The organism is Roseburia sp. CLA-AA-H209 (assembly GCF_020687575.1).
Classification (GTDB): domain Bacteria; phylum Bacillota; class Clostridia; order Lachnospirales; family Lachnospiraceae; genus Roseburia_C; species Roseburia_C amylophila.
Map to the genome: position 1 here is coordinate 104295 of NZ_JAJEQU010000007.1, position 19688 is coordinate 123982.

Annotated in this window: 16 protein-coding genes and 1 pseudogene; all 17 read left to right on the top strand. The window is 41.8% G+C overall.

Annotated elements, in window-relative coordinates; translation table 11 throughout:
- Positions 1–77: 77 nt before the first annotated feature.
- Positions 78–1061: a polysaccharide deacetylase family protein gene (locus LKD41_RS08480; protein ID WP_022243277.1), complete on the top strand. Its 984-nt coding sequence runs from the start codon at positions 78–80 to the stop codon at positions 1059–1061.
- A 21-nt stretch (positions 1062–1082) separates the two neighbouring features.
- The gene (locus LKD41_RS08485) at positions 1083–1940 is read left to right on the top strand and encodes a polymer-forming cytoskeletal protein (protein ID WP_022243276.1); all 858 of its coding nucleotides are present in this window, start codon (positions 1083–1085) and stop codon (positions 1938–1940) included.
- Positions 1940–2635, top strand: coding sequence for a UMP kinase (gene pyrH, locus LKD41_RS08490; RefSeq protein ID WP_022243275.1), 696 nt, complete (start codon positions 1940–1942; stop codon positions 2633–2635). Before LKD41_RS08485 ends, pyrH begins: the two co-directional genes overlap by 1 nt.
- A 15-nt stretch (positions 2636–2650) precedes the next feature.
- On the top strand, positions 2651–3205 hold the full coding sequence (frr, locus tag LKD41_RS08495; protein WP_022243274.1) for a ribosome recycling factor: 555 nt from the start codon (positions 2651–2653) through the stop codon (positions 3203–3205).
- 82 nt (positions 3206–3287) lie between these two features.
- Positions 3288–3989 (top strand): annotated as a pseudogene (locus tag LKD41_RS08500) (isoprenyl transferase); the annotation flags it as partial.
- A gap of 1 nt (position 3990) precedes the next feature.
- Positions 3991–4797: a phosphatidate cytidylyltransferase gene (locus LKD41_RS08505; protein ID WP_022243272.1), complete on the top strand. Its 807-nt coding sequence runs from the start codon at positions 3991–3993 to the stop codon at positions 4795–4797.
- Positions 4798–4805: 8 nt separating this feature from the next.
- Positions 4806–5948, top strand: a complete 1143-nt coding sequence (gene dxr / locus LKD41_RS08510) for a 1-deoxy-D-xylulose-5-phosphate reductoisomerase (RefSeq protein ID WP_022243271.1) — start codon at positions 4806–4808, stop codon at positions 5946–5948.
- 1 nt (position 5949) lies between these two features.
- Entirely contained in the window at positions 5950–6981 is a 1032-nt protein-coding gene (gene rseP / locus LKD41_RS08515) for an RIP metalloprotease RseP (RefSeq protein WP_022243270.1), read from the top strand.
- Between the two features lie 28 nt (positions 6982–7009).
- The gene (gene ispG / locus LKD41_RS08520) at positions 7010–8068 is read left to right on the top strand and encodes a flavodoxin-dependent (E)-4-hydroxy-3-methylbut-2-enyl-diphosphate synthase (protein ID WP_022243269.1); all 1059 of its coding nucleotides are present in this window, start codon (positions 7010–7012) and stop codon (positions 8066–8068) included.
- An 8-nt stretch (positions 8069–8076) separates the two neighbouring features.
- A complete protein-coding gene (locus tag LKD41_RS08525) occupies positions 8077–12597 on the top strand; it encodes a PolC-type DNA polymerase III (RefSeq protein ID WP_022243268.1) in 4521 nt (1506 codons plus the stop codon).
- 38 nt (positions 12598–12635) lie between these two features.
- Positions 12636–13472, top strand: a complete 837-nt coding sequence (locus LKD41_RS08530) for a purine-nucleoside phosphorylase (protein ID WP_022243267.1) — start codon at positions 12636–12638, stop codon at positions 13470–13472.
- Between the two features lie 93 nt (positions 13473–13565).
- Entirely contained in the window at positions 13566–14870 is a 1305-nt protein-coding gene (locus LKD41_RS08535) for an amidohydrolase (RefSeq protein WP_022243266.1), read from the top strand.
- Positions 14871–14880: 10 nt separating this feature from the next.
- A complete protein-coding gene (locus LKD41_RS08540; protein WP_227700926.1) occupies positions 14881–15639 on the top strand; it encodes an MBL fold metallo-hydrolase in 759 nt (252 codons plus the stop codon).
- 128 nt (positions 15640–15767) lie between these two features.
- Positions 15768–15932 carry a hypothetical protein gene (locus LKD41_RS08545; protein WP_022243264.1) on the top strand — a complete coding sequence of 55 codons (165 nt, stop codon included), beginning with the start codon at positions 15768–15770 and terminating at the stop codon, positions 15930–15932.
- An 18-nt stretch (positions 15933–15950) separates the two neighbouring features.
- Positions 15951–18614, top strand: coding sequence for an alanine--tRNA ligase (alaS, locus tag LKD41_RS08550; protein ID WP_022243263.1), 2664 nt, complete (start codon positions 15951–15953; stop codon positions 18612–18614).
- A gap of 160 nt (positions 18615–18774) precedes the next feature.
- Positions 18775–18951, top strand: coding sequence for a 30S ribosomal protein S21 (rpsU, locus tag LKD41_RS08555; RefSeq protein ID WP_021737899.1), 177 nt, complete (start codon positions 18775–18777; stop codon positions 18949–18951).
- A gap of 543 nt (positions 18952–19494) precedes the next feature.
- A complete protein-coding gene (locus LKD41_RS08560) occupies positions 19495–19683 on the top strand; it encodes a hypothetical protein (protein ID WP_227700927.1) in 189 nt (62 codons plus the stop codon).
- The last annotated feature ends 5 nt before the right edge of the window (positions 19684–19688 follow it).

Genomic DNA, 19688 nt, shown 5'->3' on the forward strand with positions numbered 1-19688 from the left:
AAAATTATTTTTTATAGTGATATTTTGTTAAAGTGTGTTACAATAGAAAAGAGATTTTATGACCGGGAGGTCACTACATGGAAGAGAAGACCACGAAGGGGTTAAAGGAACAGCGGGAAAGGCGAAAACGCATTAATTGCATGAAGATGGGGATTATAACATCTATCTTCGTTTGGATGCTGATATCGATTATTTTGTGCGTGGTATTGTTGTGCCGGGTAATTTCTTTACAGAACCAGATAGACAGGCTGGTATCAAGCGGTATTGTTTCCGGACAGGTACAGCAGGACGAGAACCAGTCGAAAGGAGAAATGTCTACTGGAACGGAATTACAGACAGACACAGAATATCAGGATCAGAATGCAGACAGTTCGATTGTCCAGTCATTGGTGGCAGAGGATGAAAGCAACAAGGCACAGCCGGGAGATCAGCTTAAAGTATATCTTACCTTTGATGATGGACCAAGTTCCAATACGGCAGCTATTCTTGATACATTGGCGCAGTATAATGTGAAAGCAACATTTTTTGTTGTAGGAAAAGAAGATGAAGAGTCCCAGGAGATGTATAAAAGAATTGTAAATGAGGGGCACACACTGGGAATGCATTCTTATTCCCATAAATACAGTGTGATTTACGATTCGCTTGAAAATTTTGAGGATGATTTTACCAAAATACAAAATTATCTTTATGATATAACGGGAGAGGATTGCCATTATTATCGTTTCCCGGGTGGAAGCAGCAATCAGGTCAGTAATACAGATATGAAAGAGTTTATAAAATATCTAAATGATCAGGATGTTACTTATTTTGACTGGAATGTAACCAGTGGTGATGCTACATCACAGGCATATACAGCGGACGAGCTGGTAGATAATGTGTTAGAAGATGTGGTAAAATATAAAACATCGGTTGTGTTACTTCATGATGCAAATACGAAGGAGACAACGGTGGAAGCCTTAGGTCCGATGATTGAGGCACTACAGGCACAGGGAGTAGAGTTACTTCCGATTACTGAGGATACAACTGTAATACAGCATATTAGTGCAGACAGTGTTCAATAGAAAAAATGGAGGTTTTTAAGAATGAGCTTTTTTAAAGATTTTAAAGAGGATTTATCGCAGGCAGTGAACGAACTGGTACCGGGTGAAGACACAACAGAGGCAGCAGAGCAGGATAACGATGTAGTAGTCAATACATTGGAAGATGAACTGGATGTGGAGTCTGAATTATCCAAATTGGACGGACTTTTAGAAAAGGTTACCAAGGATGCCAATGCTCCGGTAGAGAAGGAAGCACCGGCACAGGAAACAGAAACAAAAGTAGAGACACCAGCTGCAGAAGAAAAAGAAGATTTACATATTCAGGAGGAAAGTAAAATGAGTGAGACAACAGCAAATGAAACCATGACAATGCCAGAAGAGACAGTAACACCGGTACAGCCGGCAACTCCGGCACATTTTGCTCCGGTTCAGACATCAGATGAAGTTTCAGATGAAGTATCTGTAATCACAGAAGGAACATCCATTACCGGTAATATGGCATCTACTGGTTCTTTAGATATCCGTGGAAATATTAATGGTGATGTTCAGTGTAATGGCAAGCTGGTTGTTACCGGAACTATCAATGGAAACAGCAATTCTGCTGAATTCTTCGCTGATGCTGCAAAAGTAGAAGGTGAAGTAGTAAGCACCGGAACTGTTAAAATCGGACTTGGTTCTGTCATTATTGGAAATATTACCGCAAGCTCTGCAGTTATCGCAGGAGCAATCAAGGGCGATATCGATGTTCAGGGACCTGTAGTTGTAGATACTTCTGCAGTTGTTATGGGTAACATCAAATCCCGTTCTGTTCAGATTAACAATGGTGCAGTTATCGAAGGTTTCTGTTCCCAGTGCTATGCTGATATTGATGTGGAAAGTCTTTTTGGAGAGAATAAATAATGAAGAGAGTATTTTTAAAATTAAGTGGAGAAGCACTTGCAGGAGAAAAGAAAACAGGTTTTGATGAGCCGACCGTAACAGAAGTTGCCCGCCAGGTAAAACAGATTGTAGATGGCGGATGCCAGGTTGGAATCGTAATTGGTGGCGGTAATTTCTGGAGAGGACGTTCCAGCGAGACTATCGACCGTACCAAAGCAGACCAGATTGGTATGCTTGCAACGATTATGAACTGTATTTATGTATCTGAAATCTTCCGTTCTGTTGGAATGATGACACAGATTCTGACTCCGTTTGAGTGTGGAAGCATGACCAAACTTTTCTCAAAAGACCGTGCCAATAAATATTTTGAAAAAGGAATGGTAGTATTTTTTGCAGGTGGAACAGGACATCCTTATTTTTCAACAGATACCGGAATTGTACTCCGTGCCATTGAAATGGATGCAGAGGGCATTTTCCTGGCAAAAGCCATTGACGGTGTCTATGACAGTGACCCGAAGGTAAATCCGGCAGCAAAGAAATATGATGAGGTATCCATTCAGGAAGTGATTGATAAGAAGCTTGCAGTAGTAGATTTAACCGCATCTATTATGTGTATGGAAAATAAAATGCCAATGTATGTATTCGGATTAAATGAGCCGGACAGCATTGTAAATGCAATGAGCGGAAAATTTAACGGCACGAAAGTGACTGTATAATAAAGGAGATTATTTATGGATAGCAGATTAAACCCATATGAAGAGAAAATGCAGAAATCATACGAGAATCTTGTGGAAGAATATGCAACTATCCGGGCAGGAAGAGCGAATCCGCATATCTTAGACAGAATTACTGTAGATTATTATGGAACACCGACCCCGTTACAGCAGGTGGCAAATATCAATGTTCCGGAGCCAAGAATGATTCAGATCCAGCCTTGGGAAGCATCTCTTGTAAAAGAGATTGAAAAAGCAATTTTAACATCTGATTTAGGCTTAAATCCAACCAACGATGGTAAAGTAATCCGTCTTGTATTCCCGGAGCTTACCGAGGAAAGACGTAAAGAACTGGCAAAGGATATTAAGAAAAAAGGTGAGAATGCCAAGGTGGCAATCCGTAATATCAGAAGGGATGCCAATGATGCATTCAAGAAACAGAACAAAGCAAATGAAGTATCTGAGGATGAATTAAAAGAATTAGAAAACGATACTCAGAAAATTACGGATAAATATATTGCAAAAATTGATGGTGCAGTAGAGGAAAAGACAAAGGAAATCCTTACGGTATAATCTTATCCATGTACGACACATATGGGGACATAGCGCGATTGCCGTGTCCCCTTTTATGTTGTAAACATCTGTAAAAAGGAGAACAAAGATGAAGATTCCAAAACATGTTGCAATTATTCTGGATGGAAACGGACGATGGGCAAAGAAAAGAGGAATGCCAAGAAACTATGGACATACCATGGGGGCAAAGAATGTTGAAGTTATCTGTAAAGCAGCGCATGATCTGGGTATAGAATATGTAACCATGTATGCATTTTCCACAGAGAACTGGAACCGTCCACAGAATGAAGTAGATGCTTTGATGAAGCTTTTGAGCAGTTATCTTAAGAACTGTATAAAGACAGCGGACAAGAATAATATGAGAGTCCGTGTAATCGGAGATACCAGCCGGCTGGATGATAAATTCCAGCAGCAGATTGCTGTATTGGAAAGAGAATCTGCCCATAATACGGGACTGAATTTACAGATTGCCATTAATTATGGAGCAAGAGATGAAATGATCCGTGGAATGAAGAAAATGTGGCAGGATGGTATTTCGGCAGAGGAGATTACCGAAGAGAAATATGCATCCTATCTTGATACGAAAGATATCCCGGATCCTGATCTTATGATCCGCACCAGTGGAGAACAGCGGCTTTCCAACTTCTTGCTGTGGCAGTTTGCTTATAGTGAGTTATATTTTACAGAAGTTCCATGGCCGGACTTTACACCGGAAGAACTGCGTAAAGCAGTAGAGGATTACAGCGGAAGAGACCGGAGATATGGAAAGATAGAGGAGGAGTAATATGTTTAAGACAAGATTATTAAGTGGAATCGTGCTGGTAATTCTGGCACTGGTATTCATTATTACCGGAAATGATTTGCTGCTGGCAGTAACCGGAATTATTTCTTTGATTGGATTATATGAACTGTATCGTGTGTTTAAAATTGAAAAAAGCTGTGCCGGTGTAGTCGGCGGACTGGCAACGATTGTATATTATTGCAATCTGAAATTTCAGTTTATTCCGGATATGATGTTATTTGTCATCGCACTTTTGGTAGTGCTGATGTTTGTATATGTATTTTCTTATCCGAAATATCATACCGAGCAGATGTTAGCAGCATTTTTTGGTGTATTTTATGTATCGGTGATGCTTTCTTATGTATATCAGACCAGAATGCTACCGGGTGGAGCTTATATTGTATGGTTAATTTTCTTATGCTCCTGGGGCTGCGATACCTGTGCATATTGTGTGGGTGTGCTGATTGGAAAACACAAGATGGCACCGGTGCTTTCTCCGAAGAAATCCTGGGAAGGAGCTGTTGGCGGAGTAGTGGGAGCAGCATTATTAACCCTGATTTATTGCTTTGTTTTCCAGGGCTCTATGGGAAGCACCAACCGTGATATCATTATGCTTTGCATGATTTGTGCGATTGGGGCAATCATATCTATGATTGGAGACCTGACTGCATCTGCAATCAAACGTAATTATGACATTAAAGATTATGGCAGACTGATTCCTGGCCATGGTGGAATCTTAGATCGTTTTGACAGTGTAATATTTACAGCGCCAATTATTTATTATCTTGCATTATATCTGATTGGCAAGTAGGAGGAAGCATGAAGAAGATTGCAATTTTAGGTTCCACTGGTTCCATTGGAACCCAGACACTTTCTGTTGTAAGAGAACATGGAGATATTGAAGTAACTGCACTTGCGGCAGGACATAATATTGCAAAATTAGAAGAACAGATCCGGGAGTTTCATCCGGCTTTGGTTGCTGTATGGGCAGAAGAGGACGCGATTGAGCTTCGGACAAGGGTTGCAGATTTGAAGGTAAAGGTGGCTTCCGGGATGGAAGGACTTTTAGAAGTAGCAACGGAAGAGAAAGCAGAGATTCTTGTAACTGCCATTGTGGGTATGCTTGGTATCCGTCCGACCATAGCCGCTATGAAAGCAGGAAAGGACATTGCACTAGCTAATAAGGAGACTTTAGTTACCGCAGGACATATTATTATGCCGCTGGCAAAGGAATGTAATGTGAAAATCCTTCCAGTGGACAGTGAACACAGTGCAATCTTTCAGTCTCTGCAGGGAGCCGGAGACAATAAAATTGCAAAAATACTTTTGACAGCTTCCGGCGGACCATTCCGTGGAAAGAAGCGGGCGGAATTAGAACAGGTAAAAGTGGAAGATGCATTGAAGCATCCGAACTGGAGCATGGGACGTAAAATCACTATTGATTCCGCAACCATGATAAATAAGGGACTTGAAGTCATTGAAGCAAAATGGCTGTTTGATGTAAATGCAGACCAGATTCAGGTTGTAGTACAACCACAGAGTATCATACATTCTATGGTAGAGTATGAAGACGGTGCAGTCATTGCACAGCTTGGAACAGCAGATATGCGGCTTCCAATCCAGTATGCCCTGTATTATCCGAACCGGTTACACTTAAGTGGAGACCGGCTTGATTTCTGGAAAATGAAGGCAATTACATTGGAAGAGCCGGATATGGAGACTTTTTATGGATTGAAGCTGGCTTATGAAGCCTGCAGAAAGGGCGGTAACATTCCGACTGCTTTTAATGCAGCAAATGAGAGAGCGGTAGCAATGTTCTTAGACGGAAAGATTCGTTTCTTAGAGATTCCGGAAATCGCACAGGCGTGTATGGAGCAGTGTACCTATATTGCCAGTCCGTCCGTAGAAGAAATCCTTGCAACAGAGCAGGCCGCGTATGAGTATATAGAGAGCAGGTGGTAGATTGAAAATAATCATTGCAATCTTAATGTTCAGTTTTATTATTATTTTTCATGAACTGGGACATTTTTTGCTGGCAAAGAAAAATAAAATCAAAGTAAATGAATTTTGTCTGGGACTTGGACCAACGCTATTTGGAATTACAAAGGGAGAGACAAAATATTCCATAAAACTGCTGCCTTTTGGTGGAGCATGTATGATGGAAGGCGAAGACGGAGAGTCGGAAAGTGAAGGCTCCTTTAACAGCAAGTCCGTATGGGCGAGAATAGCAGTTGTAGCGGCAGGACCGGTTTTTAACTTTATTTTGGCATTCCTTCTGGCACTGATTGTTATCGGGACAGCCGGATTTGACCGGCCGGAGGTAAAAGGTGTTATGGAAGGATATCCGGCAGAGGAAGCAGGACTTCAGGCTGGAGATATCATTAAAGAAATCAATGGAAAGAACATTCATATTTATCGTGAAGTAAGTGTTTACACGCTGTTTCATTCCAATGAGAATCTGGAAGTGACCTATGAAAGAGATGGAGAGGAATATACCTGTACCATCAGCCCGAAATATAATGAAGAAGCAGGAAGAAATCTCTTTGGAATCTATGGAAATACCATGCGTGAGCGGGGTAATATTTTTGAGACTATAAAATATAGCGTATATGAAGTGAAATACTGGATAGAAGTTACCATGGACAGCTTGAAGATGTTAGTGACCGGAAGAGTCAGTGTCAATGAACTTTCGGGACCGGTAGGTATTGTAAAGAATATTGGTGATACTTATGACGAGAGCAAGTCAGCGGGAACGCTATCGGTGGTATTGACATTAATTAATTATTCCATAATGCTGACTGCCAATCTTGGAATTATGAACCTGCTTCCATTACCGGCATTAGACGGAGGAAGACTGGTATTTCTGATTATAGAAGCCGTCAGAAAGAAACGGGTGGATCCGGACAAAGAGGGTATGGTTCATTTTGTCGGACTGATGCTGCTTCTGGCATTGATGGTGCTTGTCATGTTTAATGATATTCGAAAATTATTTTAAATAATCCTGCACAGGAGGAAAAGCAATCATGGAACGAAAAGATACGAAAGTGGTAAAAATAGGAGACCGTATCATCGGTGGAAAAAATCCAATCCTGATACAGTCAATGACCAATACAAAGACAGAGGATGTAAAAGCAACCGTAGAGCAGATTAACCGTCTGGCAGCGGCAGGCTGTGATATCATCCGCTGTGCGGTGCCGACAATGGAAGCCGCAGAAGCATTGACTGAGATTAAGAAGCAGATAGCAATACCACTGGTTGCAGATATTCATTTTGATTACCGGCTGGCTATTGCTGCCATGGAGCATGGAGCAGATAAAATCAGAATCAATCCGGGCAACATCGGAGGCAAAGAGCGTGTGCAGGCTGTGGTAGACGTAGCAAAGGAAAGAAATATTCCAATCCGTGTGGGAGTCAACAGCGGTTCACTGGAAAAGGATTTAGTAGAAAAATATCATGGTGTTACCGCAGAAGGCATTGTAGAAAGTGCTTTGGATAAAGTGCATCTTATTGAAGATATGGGATATGACAATCTCGTTATCAGTATCAAATCTTCAGATGTTATGATGTGTGTAAAAGCCCATGAACTGATTGCTGAGCAAACCGATCATCCACTGCATGTGGGAATTACAGAGGCAGGAACGATTATCAGTGGAAATATTAAATCCTCCATTGGACTGGGACTGATTTTAAATCAGGGAATCGGAGATACCATTCGTGTTTCATTAACCGGAGATCCGTTAGAAGAAATTAAATCAGCAAAACTGATTTTAAGAACTTTAGGGCTTCGTAAAGGTGGCATAGAAGTTGTATCCTGTCCGACCTGTGGAAGAACAAGAATCAACTTAATCGAACTGGCAAATCAGGTAGAGAATATGGTAGCGGACATTCCTTTAGACATCAAGGTTGCTGTTATGGGCTGTGTAGTCAACGGACCGGGAGAAGCAAAGGAAGCCGATATCGGAATTGCCGGCGGTGTGGGAGAAGGACTAATTATAAAGCATGGTCAGATAGACCGTAAAGTACCGGAGAATCAGCTCTTAAGTGAATTGAGAAAGGAACTTTTGAACTGGAACAAGGAGTAGGAAAAATTATGGCAAAACTGTTTTTTGAAGTTTTTCCAACATTAAAGATTACCGGAGAGATGAGTGCACTTTTGAAAGAAACAGAGATTACAAAAGTGGCATCGAATTCCGCACAGAATGCACTGCGGATTTATTTAGAGAGTACAAGGCTAATTCCAAAACCGGAAATCTATCATATTGAACAAGAAATCAGACAACAGCTATTTCCGCACAAGGAGGTAGCTGTTAAAATCATAGAAAAATTTAATTTATCCAGCCAGTATACACCGGAAAAACTGATGGCGGTATACCGGGAGAGTATTTTAGAAGAGATTCGCAATTACAGCGTATTGCTCTATAATCTGATGCGCTGCAGCAAAATGGAATTTGACCGGGAAGACCATATGATTCTTACTTTAGAGGATACTATTGTTGCCACAGAGCGGAGCAATGAACTGATTGATATCTTAGAAAAAATCATCTGCGAACGTTGTGGATTAAAATTAATGATTGAGTCACAGTATGAGAAACCGGCAGAAAATAATTATTTAAAGAGCGCAGACAGCCAGATTGAAACAGAGGTTGCCCATATCGTGGCACGTACTGCAGCAGCAAGAACGCAGAATACGGATGGCATGGAACAGCCTGCAATAAAAGAGGCAGAAGTACAGCGGAATGCAGAAGCAGCGAAGACAGAAAAAGTTCCTGCTGTCCAGGAAAAAAATCAGACCACCGGTGCAGAAGGCACAGGAGCAGTGCCTGCTGCTGGAAAGAATAACTTTTCCGGCGGAAAGGATTTCAAGGGAAAATCTTCCTTCCAGAGAAGAGATTTTGTTAAAAAATCAGACAATCCGGATGTTATTTATGGCCGTGATTTTGAAGAGGATGCAATTCCGATTGAGACCATCGTAGGTGAAATGGGAGAAGTTGTCATCCGTGGACAGATAATGACATTAGATACAAGAGAAATCCGTGGTGAAAAGACAATTATCATTATGTCAGTAACGGATTTTACGGATTCCATTGTGCTTAAAATCTTTACAAAAAATGAGAATCTACCGGAACTGATGGGAGATTTGAAAAAGGGAGCATTTCTTAAAATTAAAGGTGTAACGACCATTGATAAATTTGACAGTGAGCTGACCATCGGCTCCATTGTCGGAATTAAGAAAATCCCTGATTTTACTACAATAAGAATGGACAACAGCCCGTTAAAGAGAGTAGAGCTTCATTGCCATACCAAGATGAGTGACATGGATGGTGTTACTGATGTAGGAGATCTGGTAAAAAGGGCATATAAGTGGGGACATAAGGCACTGGCGATTACCGATCATGGAAATGTCCAGGCATTCCCGATTGCAAACCATGCACTGCCGGATGACCCGGACTTTAAGATTATCTATGGTGTGGAAGCTTATCTTGTGGATGACTTAAAGGACATTGTAGAAAATTCAAAGAATCAGTCCCTGCAGGATACCTATGTGGTATTCGATATAGAGACCACCGGATTTTCACCGCTGGTAAATAAAATTATTGAAATTGGTGCGGTAAAAGTAGAAAAGGGGAATATAACCGAGCGTTTTTCCACTTTTGTTAATCCGGAAGTGCCGATTCCGTTCCACATTGAAAATCTGACCGGAATCAAAGATGATATGGTAATTACGGCACCGGTGATTGCAGAAGTTATGCCGGAGTTCTTAGCCTTTTGTGATGGTGCTGTTATGGTAGCACACAATGCTGATTTTGATATGAGTTTTATCAAATATAACTGTGACCGTTTAAGCATTCCTTATGATTTTACCATTGCAGATACCGTTGCCATGGCACGAATGTTGCTGCCGAATCTGAACCGTTTTAAGCTGGATACCGTAGCAAGGGCATTAAATATTTCGCTGGAGAATCATCACCGTGCGGTAGACGATGCAGCATGTACCGCTGAAATATTCGAAAAGTTTGTAAAAATGCTTGCTGACCGTGGCATCAATACACTGGATGAATTAAATGCCGAGGGACATGTCAGCAAAGAGACCGTTATGAAGATGCCGACCCATCATGCTATTATTCTTGCAACGAATGATCTGGGTCGTGTGAATCTCTATAAGCTGATATCCTTATCCCACCTTGATTATTTCCATCAGAGGGCGAGAATTCCAAAGAGCGAATACTTAAAACACAAGGAAGGCTTACTGATTGGTTCTGCCTGTGAGGCGGGAGAACTTTATCAGGCAATTTTACAGGGACGGCCGCAGGAAGAGATTATTCGTCTGGTGAAGTTTTATGATTATCTTGAAATCCAGCCTCTTGGAAATAATGCATTTATGATAAAAGATGAAAAAGCACCGATTTCCACCATGGATGAATTAAAGGACATTAACCGCCGGATTGTAAAATTAGGAGAAGAATTCCATAAGCCGGTTGTGGCAACCTGTGATGTGCATTTTATGGACCCGGAGGATGAGGTATACCGCCGGATTATTCTGGCTGGTAAAGGCTTTAAGGATGCCGATGAGCAGGCTCCGCTATATCTTCGTACCACAGAAGAAATGTTGGAGGAATTCAGCTATTTAGGCAGTGAGAAAGCGAAAGAAGTCGTTATCGATAATACCAATATGATTGCAGATATGTGCGAGCGCATTTCTCCGGTTCGTCCGGATAAATGTCCGCCGGTGATTGAAAATTCCGACCAGATGCTGCGTGATATCTGCTATAACAAGGCACATGAGATGTATGGAGAGGATTTGCCGGAAATCGTATCGGAGCGATTGGAGCGGGAGTTAAAATCCATCATCGGAAACGGTTATGCGGTAATGTATATCATTGCCCAGAAGCTGGTTTGGAAATCAAATGAGGATGGTTATCTGGTAGGTTCCCGTGGATCCGTAGGTTCTTCTTTTGCGGCAACCATGTCCGGAATCACGGAGGTAAATCCGCTGGCACCGCATTATTACTGTGCCCACTGTCATTACAGTGATTTTGATTCGCCGGAAGTAAAGAAATATGGCGGACAGTCCGGTTGTGACATGCCGGATAAGCGGTGTCCGAACTGTGGCAAGCCGTTAGTGAAAGCCGGTTTTGATATTCCGTTTGAAACATTCCTTGGATTTAAGGGAAATAAAGAGCCGGATATTGATCTTAATTTCTCCGGTGATTACCAGAGTAAATCCCATAAATATACAGAAGTAATTTTCGGTGCGGGACAGACTTTCCGTGCCGGAACCATTGGTACGCTGGCAGATAAAACCGCATTCGGTTATGTAAAGAATTATTATGAAGAGCATGGTGTGCATAAGAGAAATTGTGAGATAGACCGGATTGTGCAGGGCTGCGTGGGAATCCACCGGACCACCGGACAGCATCCGGGAGGTATCGTAGTATTGCCGGTGGGGGAAGAGATTTATTCCTTTACACCGATTCAGCATCCTGCTAATGATATGACAACCGATATTATTACGACTCATTTTGAGTACCATTCCATTGATCACAACTTATTAAAGCTTGATATTCTCGGACACGACGATCCGACCATGATCCGTATGCTTGAGGACTTAACCGGAATTGATGCACAGAAGATTCCGCTGGATGATAAGTCCGTCATGTCCTTATTTAAGAATACCAGTGCACTGAGTATTACACCGGATATGTTGACAAACTGTACACTTGGAGCACTTGGAATTCCAGAGTTTGGAACAGACTTTGCGATGCAGATGTTAATTGACGCAGACCCGCAGTCCTTTTCCCATCTGATTCGAATTGCAGGTCTGTCACACGGTACGGATGTATGGTTAGGAAATGCCCAGACATTGATTGAAGAGGGAAAAGCAACCATTTCTACGGCAATCTGTACCCGTGATGATATCATGATTTATCTTATCAGTATGGGACTTGACAGTGAGGAATCCTTTACCATTATGGAGTCTGTCCGTAAGGGAAAGGGCTTAAAACCGGAGTGGGAGGAAGAAATGACTGCCCACGGCGTACCGGACTGGTATATCTGGTCCTGTAAGAAGATTAAGTATATGTTCCCGAAGGCCCATGCGGCGGCATACGTTATGATGGCGTGGCGTATTGCTTACTGTAAGGTATTTTATCCGCTGGCATATTATGCAGCATACTTTTCCATCCGTGCAACCGGATTCAGTTATGAGCTTATGTGTCAGGGAAAGGATAAGCTGAATTACTTCATGCGTGATTATGAGAAACGAAAGGATTCACTATCGAAGAAGGAGCAGGATACCTATAAGGATATGCGTATTGTGCAGGAAATGTATGCAAGAGGCTATGAGTTCTGGACCATTGATTTATATAAAGCCCAGGCATCCCGTTTCCAGATTATTGATGGCAAACTGATGCCTGCCTTAAGTACGATAGATGGTCTTGGCGAGAAGGCGGCAGAGGCAGTGGTAGAGGCTGCCAAGGATGGTCCATTTCTATCCAAGGATGATTTCAGGCAACGGACCAAAGTTAGTAAGACCGTAATTGATCTGATGGGAGACCTTGGATTATTCGGGGACTTGCCGGAATCGAACCAGCTTTCTTTATTTGATTTTTAATACATAGGAAGGTATAATTGTTAAAAGGAGTGAGGAGCATGAACGAAGTATATGAAAAGCTTTTAAAATGTTATGCATGTTTTGAAGATAAGATTGATTTTAAACCACAGGCGGCATTGATTTTAGGCTCTGGATTAGGAGATTATGCTGACACAAATATGAAGGTGGAAGCAGTGCTTGATTATCACGATATCGAAGGGTTTCCGGTATCAACGGTACCGGGACATAAGGGGCGCTTTGTATTCGGTTATGTAGGGGATGTGCCGGTAGTATGTATGCAGGGACGTGTGCATTATTACGAAGGTTATTCCATGCAGGATGTTGTGCTGCCAACAAGATTAATGAAAATGATGGGAGCAAAGGTACTCTTTCTTACCAATGCTGCAGGGGGAATACAGCAGGGAATGAAAGCCGGAGATTTGATGATGATTACCGGGCAGATTGGCTGCTTTGTACCATCTCCTTTAATCGGGGCAAATATCGATGAACTGGGGGAAAGGTTCCCGGATATGAGCCATATCTATGATGAGGATTTACAGAAAATAATCCGAAAAGCTGCCATTGAAGCAGATATTCCGCTTCGGGAAGGCACTTACCTGCAGTTATCAGGACCGAATTTTGAAACACCACAGGAGATTTCCATGTGTCGTGTACTGGGGGCAGATGCGGTAGGCATGAGTACAGCCTGTGAAGCCATTGCAGCAAATCATATGGGGATGAAAATCTGCGGTATTTCCTGTATTTCAAATCTCGCGGCAGGAATTTCACCATTTTCACTGACACACCGTGAAGTTCAGGAGACAGCAGATCGTGTTGCACCATTGTTTAAAAAGCTGGTGACCGATTCTATTACCGGTATGAAAACATTTCTGTAAGAAAATGGTATAGCGAGGGAGGCAGCTATAGAAATTAAATATAAGAGGCAGATATCTATCAGGAGAAGGTAGAAGATAAGGAGGGGATTGCGTATGAATATACGTTTTTACAATGCCAGAATCTTAGCGCCGTCAGAGGGACATTCTTTTCAGGTGATAACCGGGGAATTGTGGGTAAAGAAGGATGAGATTATCTATATCGGGGATGGCCTTGATACGGAACGTGTTTTTGAAAAAGAGCCGGCAGGAATGATTCTTTGGGACAGGGAAATTGACGCAGAGAAAAACCTGCTGCTGCCGGGATTTAAAAATGCCCATACCCATACGGCTATGACATTTTTACGTTCCTATGCGGATGACCTGCCATTACAGGACTGGCTGACAAAGCAGGTATTTCCGAAAGAGGCACTGCTTACGGCAGATGATATATACTGGCTCAGCATACTAGGCATCATGGAATATCTGACCAGTGGCATCACTTCAAATTTTGATATGTATTTCTTTCCGGAGACGATTGCAAAGGCTTCCATAGACTGTGGATTCCGGACCATGCAGGTCAGCAGCTTCAATGATTTTACAAGCTCCATTGAAGAGATGGAAGAAATTTATCATAAAGTCAATGAAATGAGTGACTTAACCGGTTATGTGCCGGGATTTCATGCGGAATATACCACCTCAAAAGAGCACTTAAAACAGGTGGCAGCATTATCCGAAAAGCTGCATGCACCGGTATATTTCCATAATTCCGAGACTGCACTTGAAGTAGAACAGTGTAAGGAGCGTTATGGAATGACACCGACCCGACTGATGGAAGAGCTTGGAATGTTTCAATATGGCGGCGGTGGTTATCACTGTGTATATTTTGAAGATGAGGATTTTGAAATTTTTCGAAAGAGAAATCTTACGGCAGTAACGAATCCTGCATCGAATCTGAAGCTGGCAAGCGGAATCGCACCGATTGACCGCTTTATAAAAGAGGGAATTAATCTTGCTATCGGAACAGATGGCCCGGCAAGTAACAACTGCCTTGATATGTTCCGGGAAATGTTTTTAACTACCGGTCTGGCAAAGGTCAGAGAAAAGGATGCAGCCTGTGTTGGTGCGGAAGAAGTACTTTATATGGCAACGACAGGAGGAGCTGCAGCCATGGGATTAAATGAATGCGATAGTCTGGCAGAGGGAAAGAAAGCAGATTTAATCATGCTTGATTTAAAACAGCCGAATATGCAGCCGGAAAATAATCTCGTCAGGAATATTGTATACAGCGGAAGCAAACAGAATGTAAAGCTTACCATGGTAAATGGACAAATTCTTTATGAAGATAACACATTTCAGATTGGATTTGAACCGGAAGAAATATACCGGAAAGCAAATGAAATTATTGGCAGAATGAAATGAGAGGAACGATATGAAAGTAATATTTGTGCATCATAGCTGTTTTGTGGTGGAAATGGAAGATGTGGTTTTGATATTTGATTATTTTGAAGGAAACCGTGTAACCGGTTATACTTTTACCGGAGTGCTTCCGGTATTTGACAAAGACAAATCCATTTATTTCTTTGCAAGCCATAAGCATCAGGACCACTTTGATATGAATATTTTAAAACTGGCAGAGGATTATGAAGACATTCATTTTATTTTGTCAAAAGATACAAAAATGAGTCCGAATTTTATGAAAAAACACGGTATTCCGGAGCGGGCAAAGAAATGTATCGAATATGTTATTCCGGATAAGAAATATGAAATCGGAAAAGTGAAGGTAAAAACCCTTCGTTCCACGGATGCCGGTGTGGCGTTTCTGGTAAAGACCTGTGGCAAGACCATTTATCATGCAGGAGACCTTCATAACTGGAAGATGGAGCATGTGGGAGAGCTGATTAATGGCAAGATGGAGCGGGACTATAGACACCAGATACGCAAGTTAGAAGGTGAGCATATTAATGTGGCATTTGTGGTTTTAGACCCGAGACTTGGTGCGTATACTGACCTTGGTTTGGCTTATTTTATGAAAAATGTGGAAGCTGATTATGTATTCCCGATGCATATGTGGCAGGATTATTCTGCCATTGAAAAATACAAGCAAAAATGTGATAATCATTTGTATACGGACCGAATCATGGATATCGAAAAAGAAAATCAGGTATTTGATATGGACAATCTCAAATGAAATTCTTGAATTATGCCATTAATTGGTCTATACTTAATACGTTTCCTGCTTAGGGGAAGGAAACAATTTCGTTACACGGGAAATCGGTAAAAAGTGGTTCCCGTAGTTAAAATCAGGAGGAAGAATGTATGGATAAATTTCTCGCATTTGGAGGCAGTTTTTTACAGTATGTAGTTATTTTTGTGATTCTGGTTGCAATTGCAGTTCTCGGTGTGTTTACAGGTATTGCACTGCGGAAACGGAAAGATGCAAAGGAACTGGCATTACATGAAGATAAAAAGGAAGAAAAATAGTTTTTTGGAGGAATTATTGTGAAGAAATACGGAGTAAATGACTTAAGAAGAATGTATCTTGAATTCTTTGAGAGCAAAGGACATCTGGCAATGAAGAGCTTTTCTTTAGTACCACATAATGATAACAGTCTTCTGCTTATCAATGCTGGTATGGCTCCATTAAAGCCATATTTTACAGGACAGGAGATTCCGCCGAGAAGAAGAGTGACAACCTGTCAGAAATGTATTCGTACCGGAGATATTGAAAATGTAGGTAAGACAGCAAGACATCTTACCTTCTTTGAGATGCTTGGAAACTTCTCTTTTGGTGATTATTTCAAACATGAAGCAATTGCATGGTCATGGGAATTCTTAACAAAAGTGTTAGAGCTTGACCCGGAGCGTCTGTATCCATCTATTTATGGAGAAGACGAAGAAGCATTTGAAATCTGGACTAAAGAAGTCGGTGTTCCGGCAGAGAAAATTACCAGATTCTATCGTGACCCGGAAACCGGAGAATGTGATAACTTCTGGGAGCATGGTGCAGGACCTTGCGGACCATGTTCTGAAATCTATTATGACCGTGGAGAAAAATATGGCTGTGGAAGTCCTGACTGTAAAGTAGGATGTGAGTGCGACCGTTTCATGGAAGTATGGAACAACGTATTTACACAGTTCGAAGGAGATGGCAAAGGTGGTTATACCGAGCTTTCCCAGAAAAATATTGATACCGGAATGGGATTAGAGCGTCTGGCAGTTGTTATGCAGGATGTAGATTCCGTATTTGATATTGATACTATGAAAGCAATCCGTGATAAGATTTGTGAATTATCAGGAAAGTCTTATCAGCAGGATGCATTAGATGATGTTTCTATCCGTCTGATTACAGACCATATCCGGTCTGTAACCTTTATGGTATCTGACGGAATTATGCCAAGTAACGAGGGAAGAGGTTATGTTTTAAGAAGACTGATTCGGCGCGCTGCAAGACATGGCAGATTACTTGGAATTGACGGACTGTTCTTAGCAAAACTCAGTGATACTGTTATTCATGAGAGCAAGGATGGTTATCCGGAATTAGAAGAGAAGAAAGATTTCATCTTCAAGGTATTATCCCAGGAAGAAGAAAAATTCAATAAAACAATTGATCAGGGACTTGCTATCTTAGCAGAGATGCAGGACAAGCTGGAAAAAGAAGGAAAGAAAGAATTATCCGGAGCGGATGCTTTCAAGCTTTACGATACTTACGGATTCCCTCTTGACCTGACCCAGGAAATCTTAGAAGAAAAAGGATTTACCATTGATGAAGCCGGATTTAAGGCTGCAATGGAAGAACAGAGAGAGAAAGCAAGAAAAGCAAGAAAAGTAACCAACTACATGGGTGCAGATGTTACCGTATATGAATCCATCGACCCAGGTATTACAACTGAATTTGTCGGATATGAGAACAATACTTATACTTCCAGGATTACAGTAATGACTACCGAGACTGAAATCACAGAAGCTTTATCCGATGGTGAGATTGGAACTATTTTCGTAGAGAAGACTCCATTCTATGCAACCATGGGTGGACAGGTAGCAGATACCGGTGTTATCAGCAGCAAGGACGGAAGCTTTGTCTTTGAAGTAGAAGATACCGTAAAGATGCTTGGCGGCAAAGTCGGACATATTGGTAAAGTTACCAAGGGAATGATTAAGACCGGTGATGAAGTAGAACTTTCCATTGATGCAGACAGAAGACTTGCAATCGGAAAGAACCACAGTGCAACACATCTTCTTCAGGAAGCTTTAAGAGAAGTACTTGGTACCCATGTACAGCAGTCCGGTTCTTATGTAGACGAGCACAGATTAAGATTTGACTTTACACATTTCTCAGCAATGACAGCAGATGAGATTACCAAAGTGGAAGACATTGTAAACCAGAAAATTGCAGAAGCACTTCCTGTTATAACAGAAGTAATGTCTTTAGAGGATGCAAAGAAGACCGGTGCAATGGCATTATTTGGTGAGAAATACGGTGATACCGTCCGTGTTGTAAAAATGGGAGATTTTTCTACCGAGCTTTGCGGTGGTACCCATGTAAGCAATACAAGTGCAGTCCAGGCATTTAAGATTGTTTCCGAGGCTGGAATCCAGGCTGGTGTCAGAAGAATTGAAGCCCTGACATCCAAAGGTGTATTTGAATATTATGACCAGTTAGAAGAAATCTTAAAAGAGGCTGCAAAATTATTAAAAGCGACACCTGCAAATCTTGTTGAGCGTGTAAATCATGTATTAGGCGAAGTAAAAGCATTACAGTCTGAAAATGAATCCTTAAAGAGCAAAGCGGCAAAGGATGCATTAGGCGATGTTATGAATCAGGTGGAGGAAGTAGCTGGTGTGAAACTTTTAGCAACCAGCGTTTCCGGTGTAGATATGAATGGTTTAAGAGACTTAGGAGACCAGCTCAAAGAGAAGCTTGGCGAAGGTGTTATCGTATTAGCTTCTGATTGTGATGGCAAAGTAAATCTTGTTGCAATGGCAACTGAGGAAGCAATGGGCAAGGGTGCACATGCCGGTAACCTCATCAAGGGAATTGTTGCGAAGGTTGGCGGAGGCGGCGGTGGCCGTCCAAATATGGCTCAGGCTGGTGGTAAGAATCCGGCTGGCATCAAAGATGCTTTGACAGAAGCAAAGACTGTTCTTGCACAGCAGTTAGCATAAAATATACTGAATTAAAAATATTTTCCGGAAAATTGGAAAAACAGCAAAAAAACGGTTGACGTACGGGAAAATTATGCTATAATCTTTGGTAGTGCAATAAAATTACCCAAACAGTTGAATATGCACAATACGCAACTGGAGGGAGGTTAGGTGTGAGACAATGTCAAATGTAATCGTAAAAGAAAACGAGACGTTAGATAGCGCTTTACGCAGATTCAAAAGAAACTGTGCGAAAGCTGGTATCCAGCAGGAAATCCGTAAAAGAGAGCATTACGAGAAACCAAGTGTTAAACGTAAGAAAAAGTCGGAAGCTGCAAGAAAACGTAAGTACAACTAATAAGATAGAAAGCTGTCACATTTGTGGCAGCTTTCACTTTTTTACTTTACAGGAAATTGCTTTCCTGTAAAGTAAAAAACGCTCCGCGAGGATGCACACTGCGGCGTATAAGGTAGATGTCGCAAGCGACCGCCGCAGGCGCGAGAATGTGCCAAGGCATATTCTCTGTTCTATTGCCAAGCTTATGGGTTGCCAAGCATTCGTAAGAAACTGCCGGTGGCAGGTTTTGTAGGAGGAAAACAAATTTTAGAGCATATTTTATAAGACAAGTCATATATTAGTCGTGAGGAGAAATCCTTGCGACTTTTTTACTTTACAGGAAATTGCTTTCCTGTAAAGTAAAAAATGCTCCGCGAGGATGCGCACTGCGGCGTATAAGGTAGATGTCGCAAGCGACCGCCGCAGGCGCGAGAATGTGCCAGGGCGCATTCTTTTTTACGCGTGTTTCTCGTAGTTACGCGAGAAAAAGTCTGGAAGATATGGAAAAGGTTTTTCTATGATTTGGAAAAAAGGCGGCATGGTTCCTCGAAGTATGGATGCCTGATGAAAGCTGTAAGCGGCACTTGGAATTTCAGTGGGCACCAGGCAACGCTGGCACATGGATGTGACAGCGAGGCGCAACCTGAACATGGATGTGAATTTGCGCCGGTTGCCGGGAAAAACAATATCTTAATTAAAATTCTTAGTGCCGCTTACAACTTTTATGTGGCATTCCTTTTTGAGGAACCATGACGCCG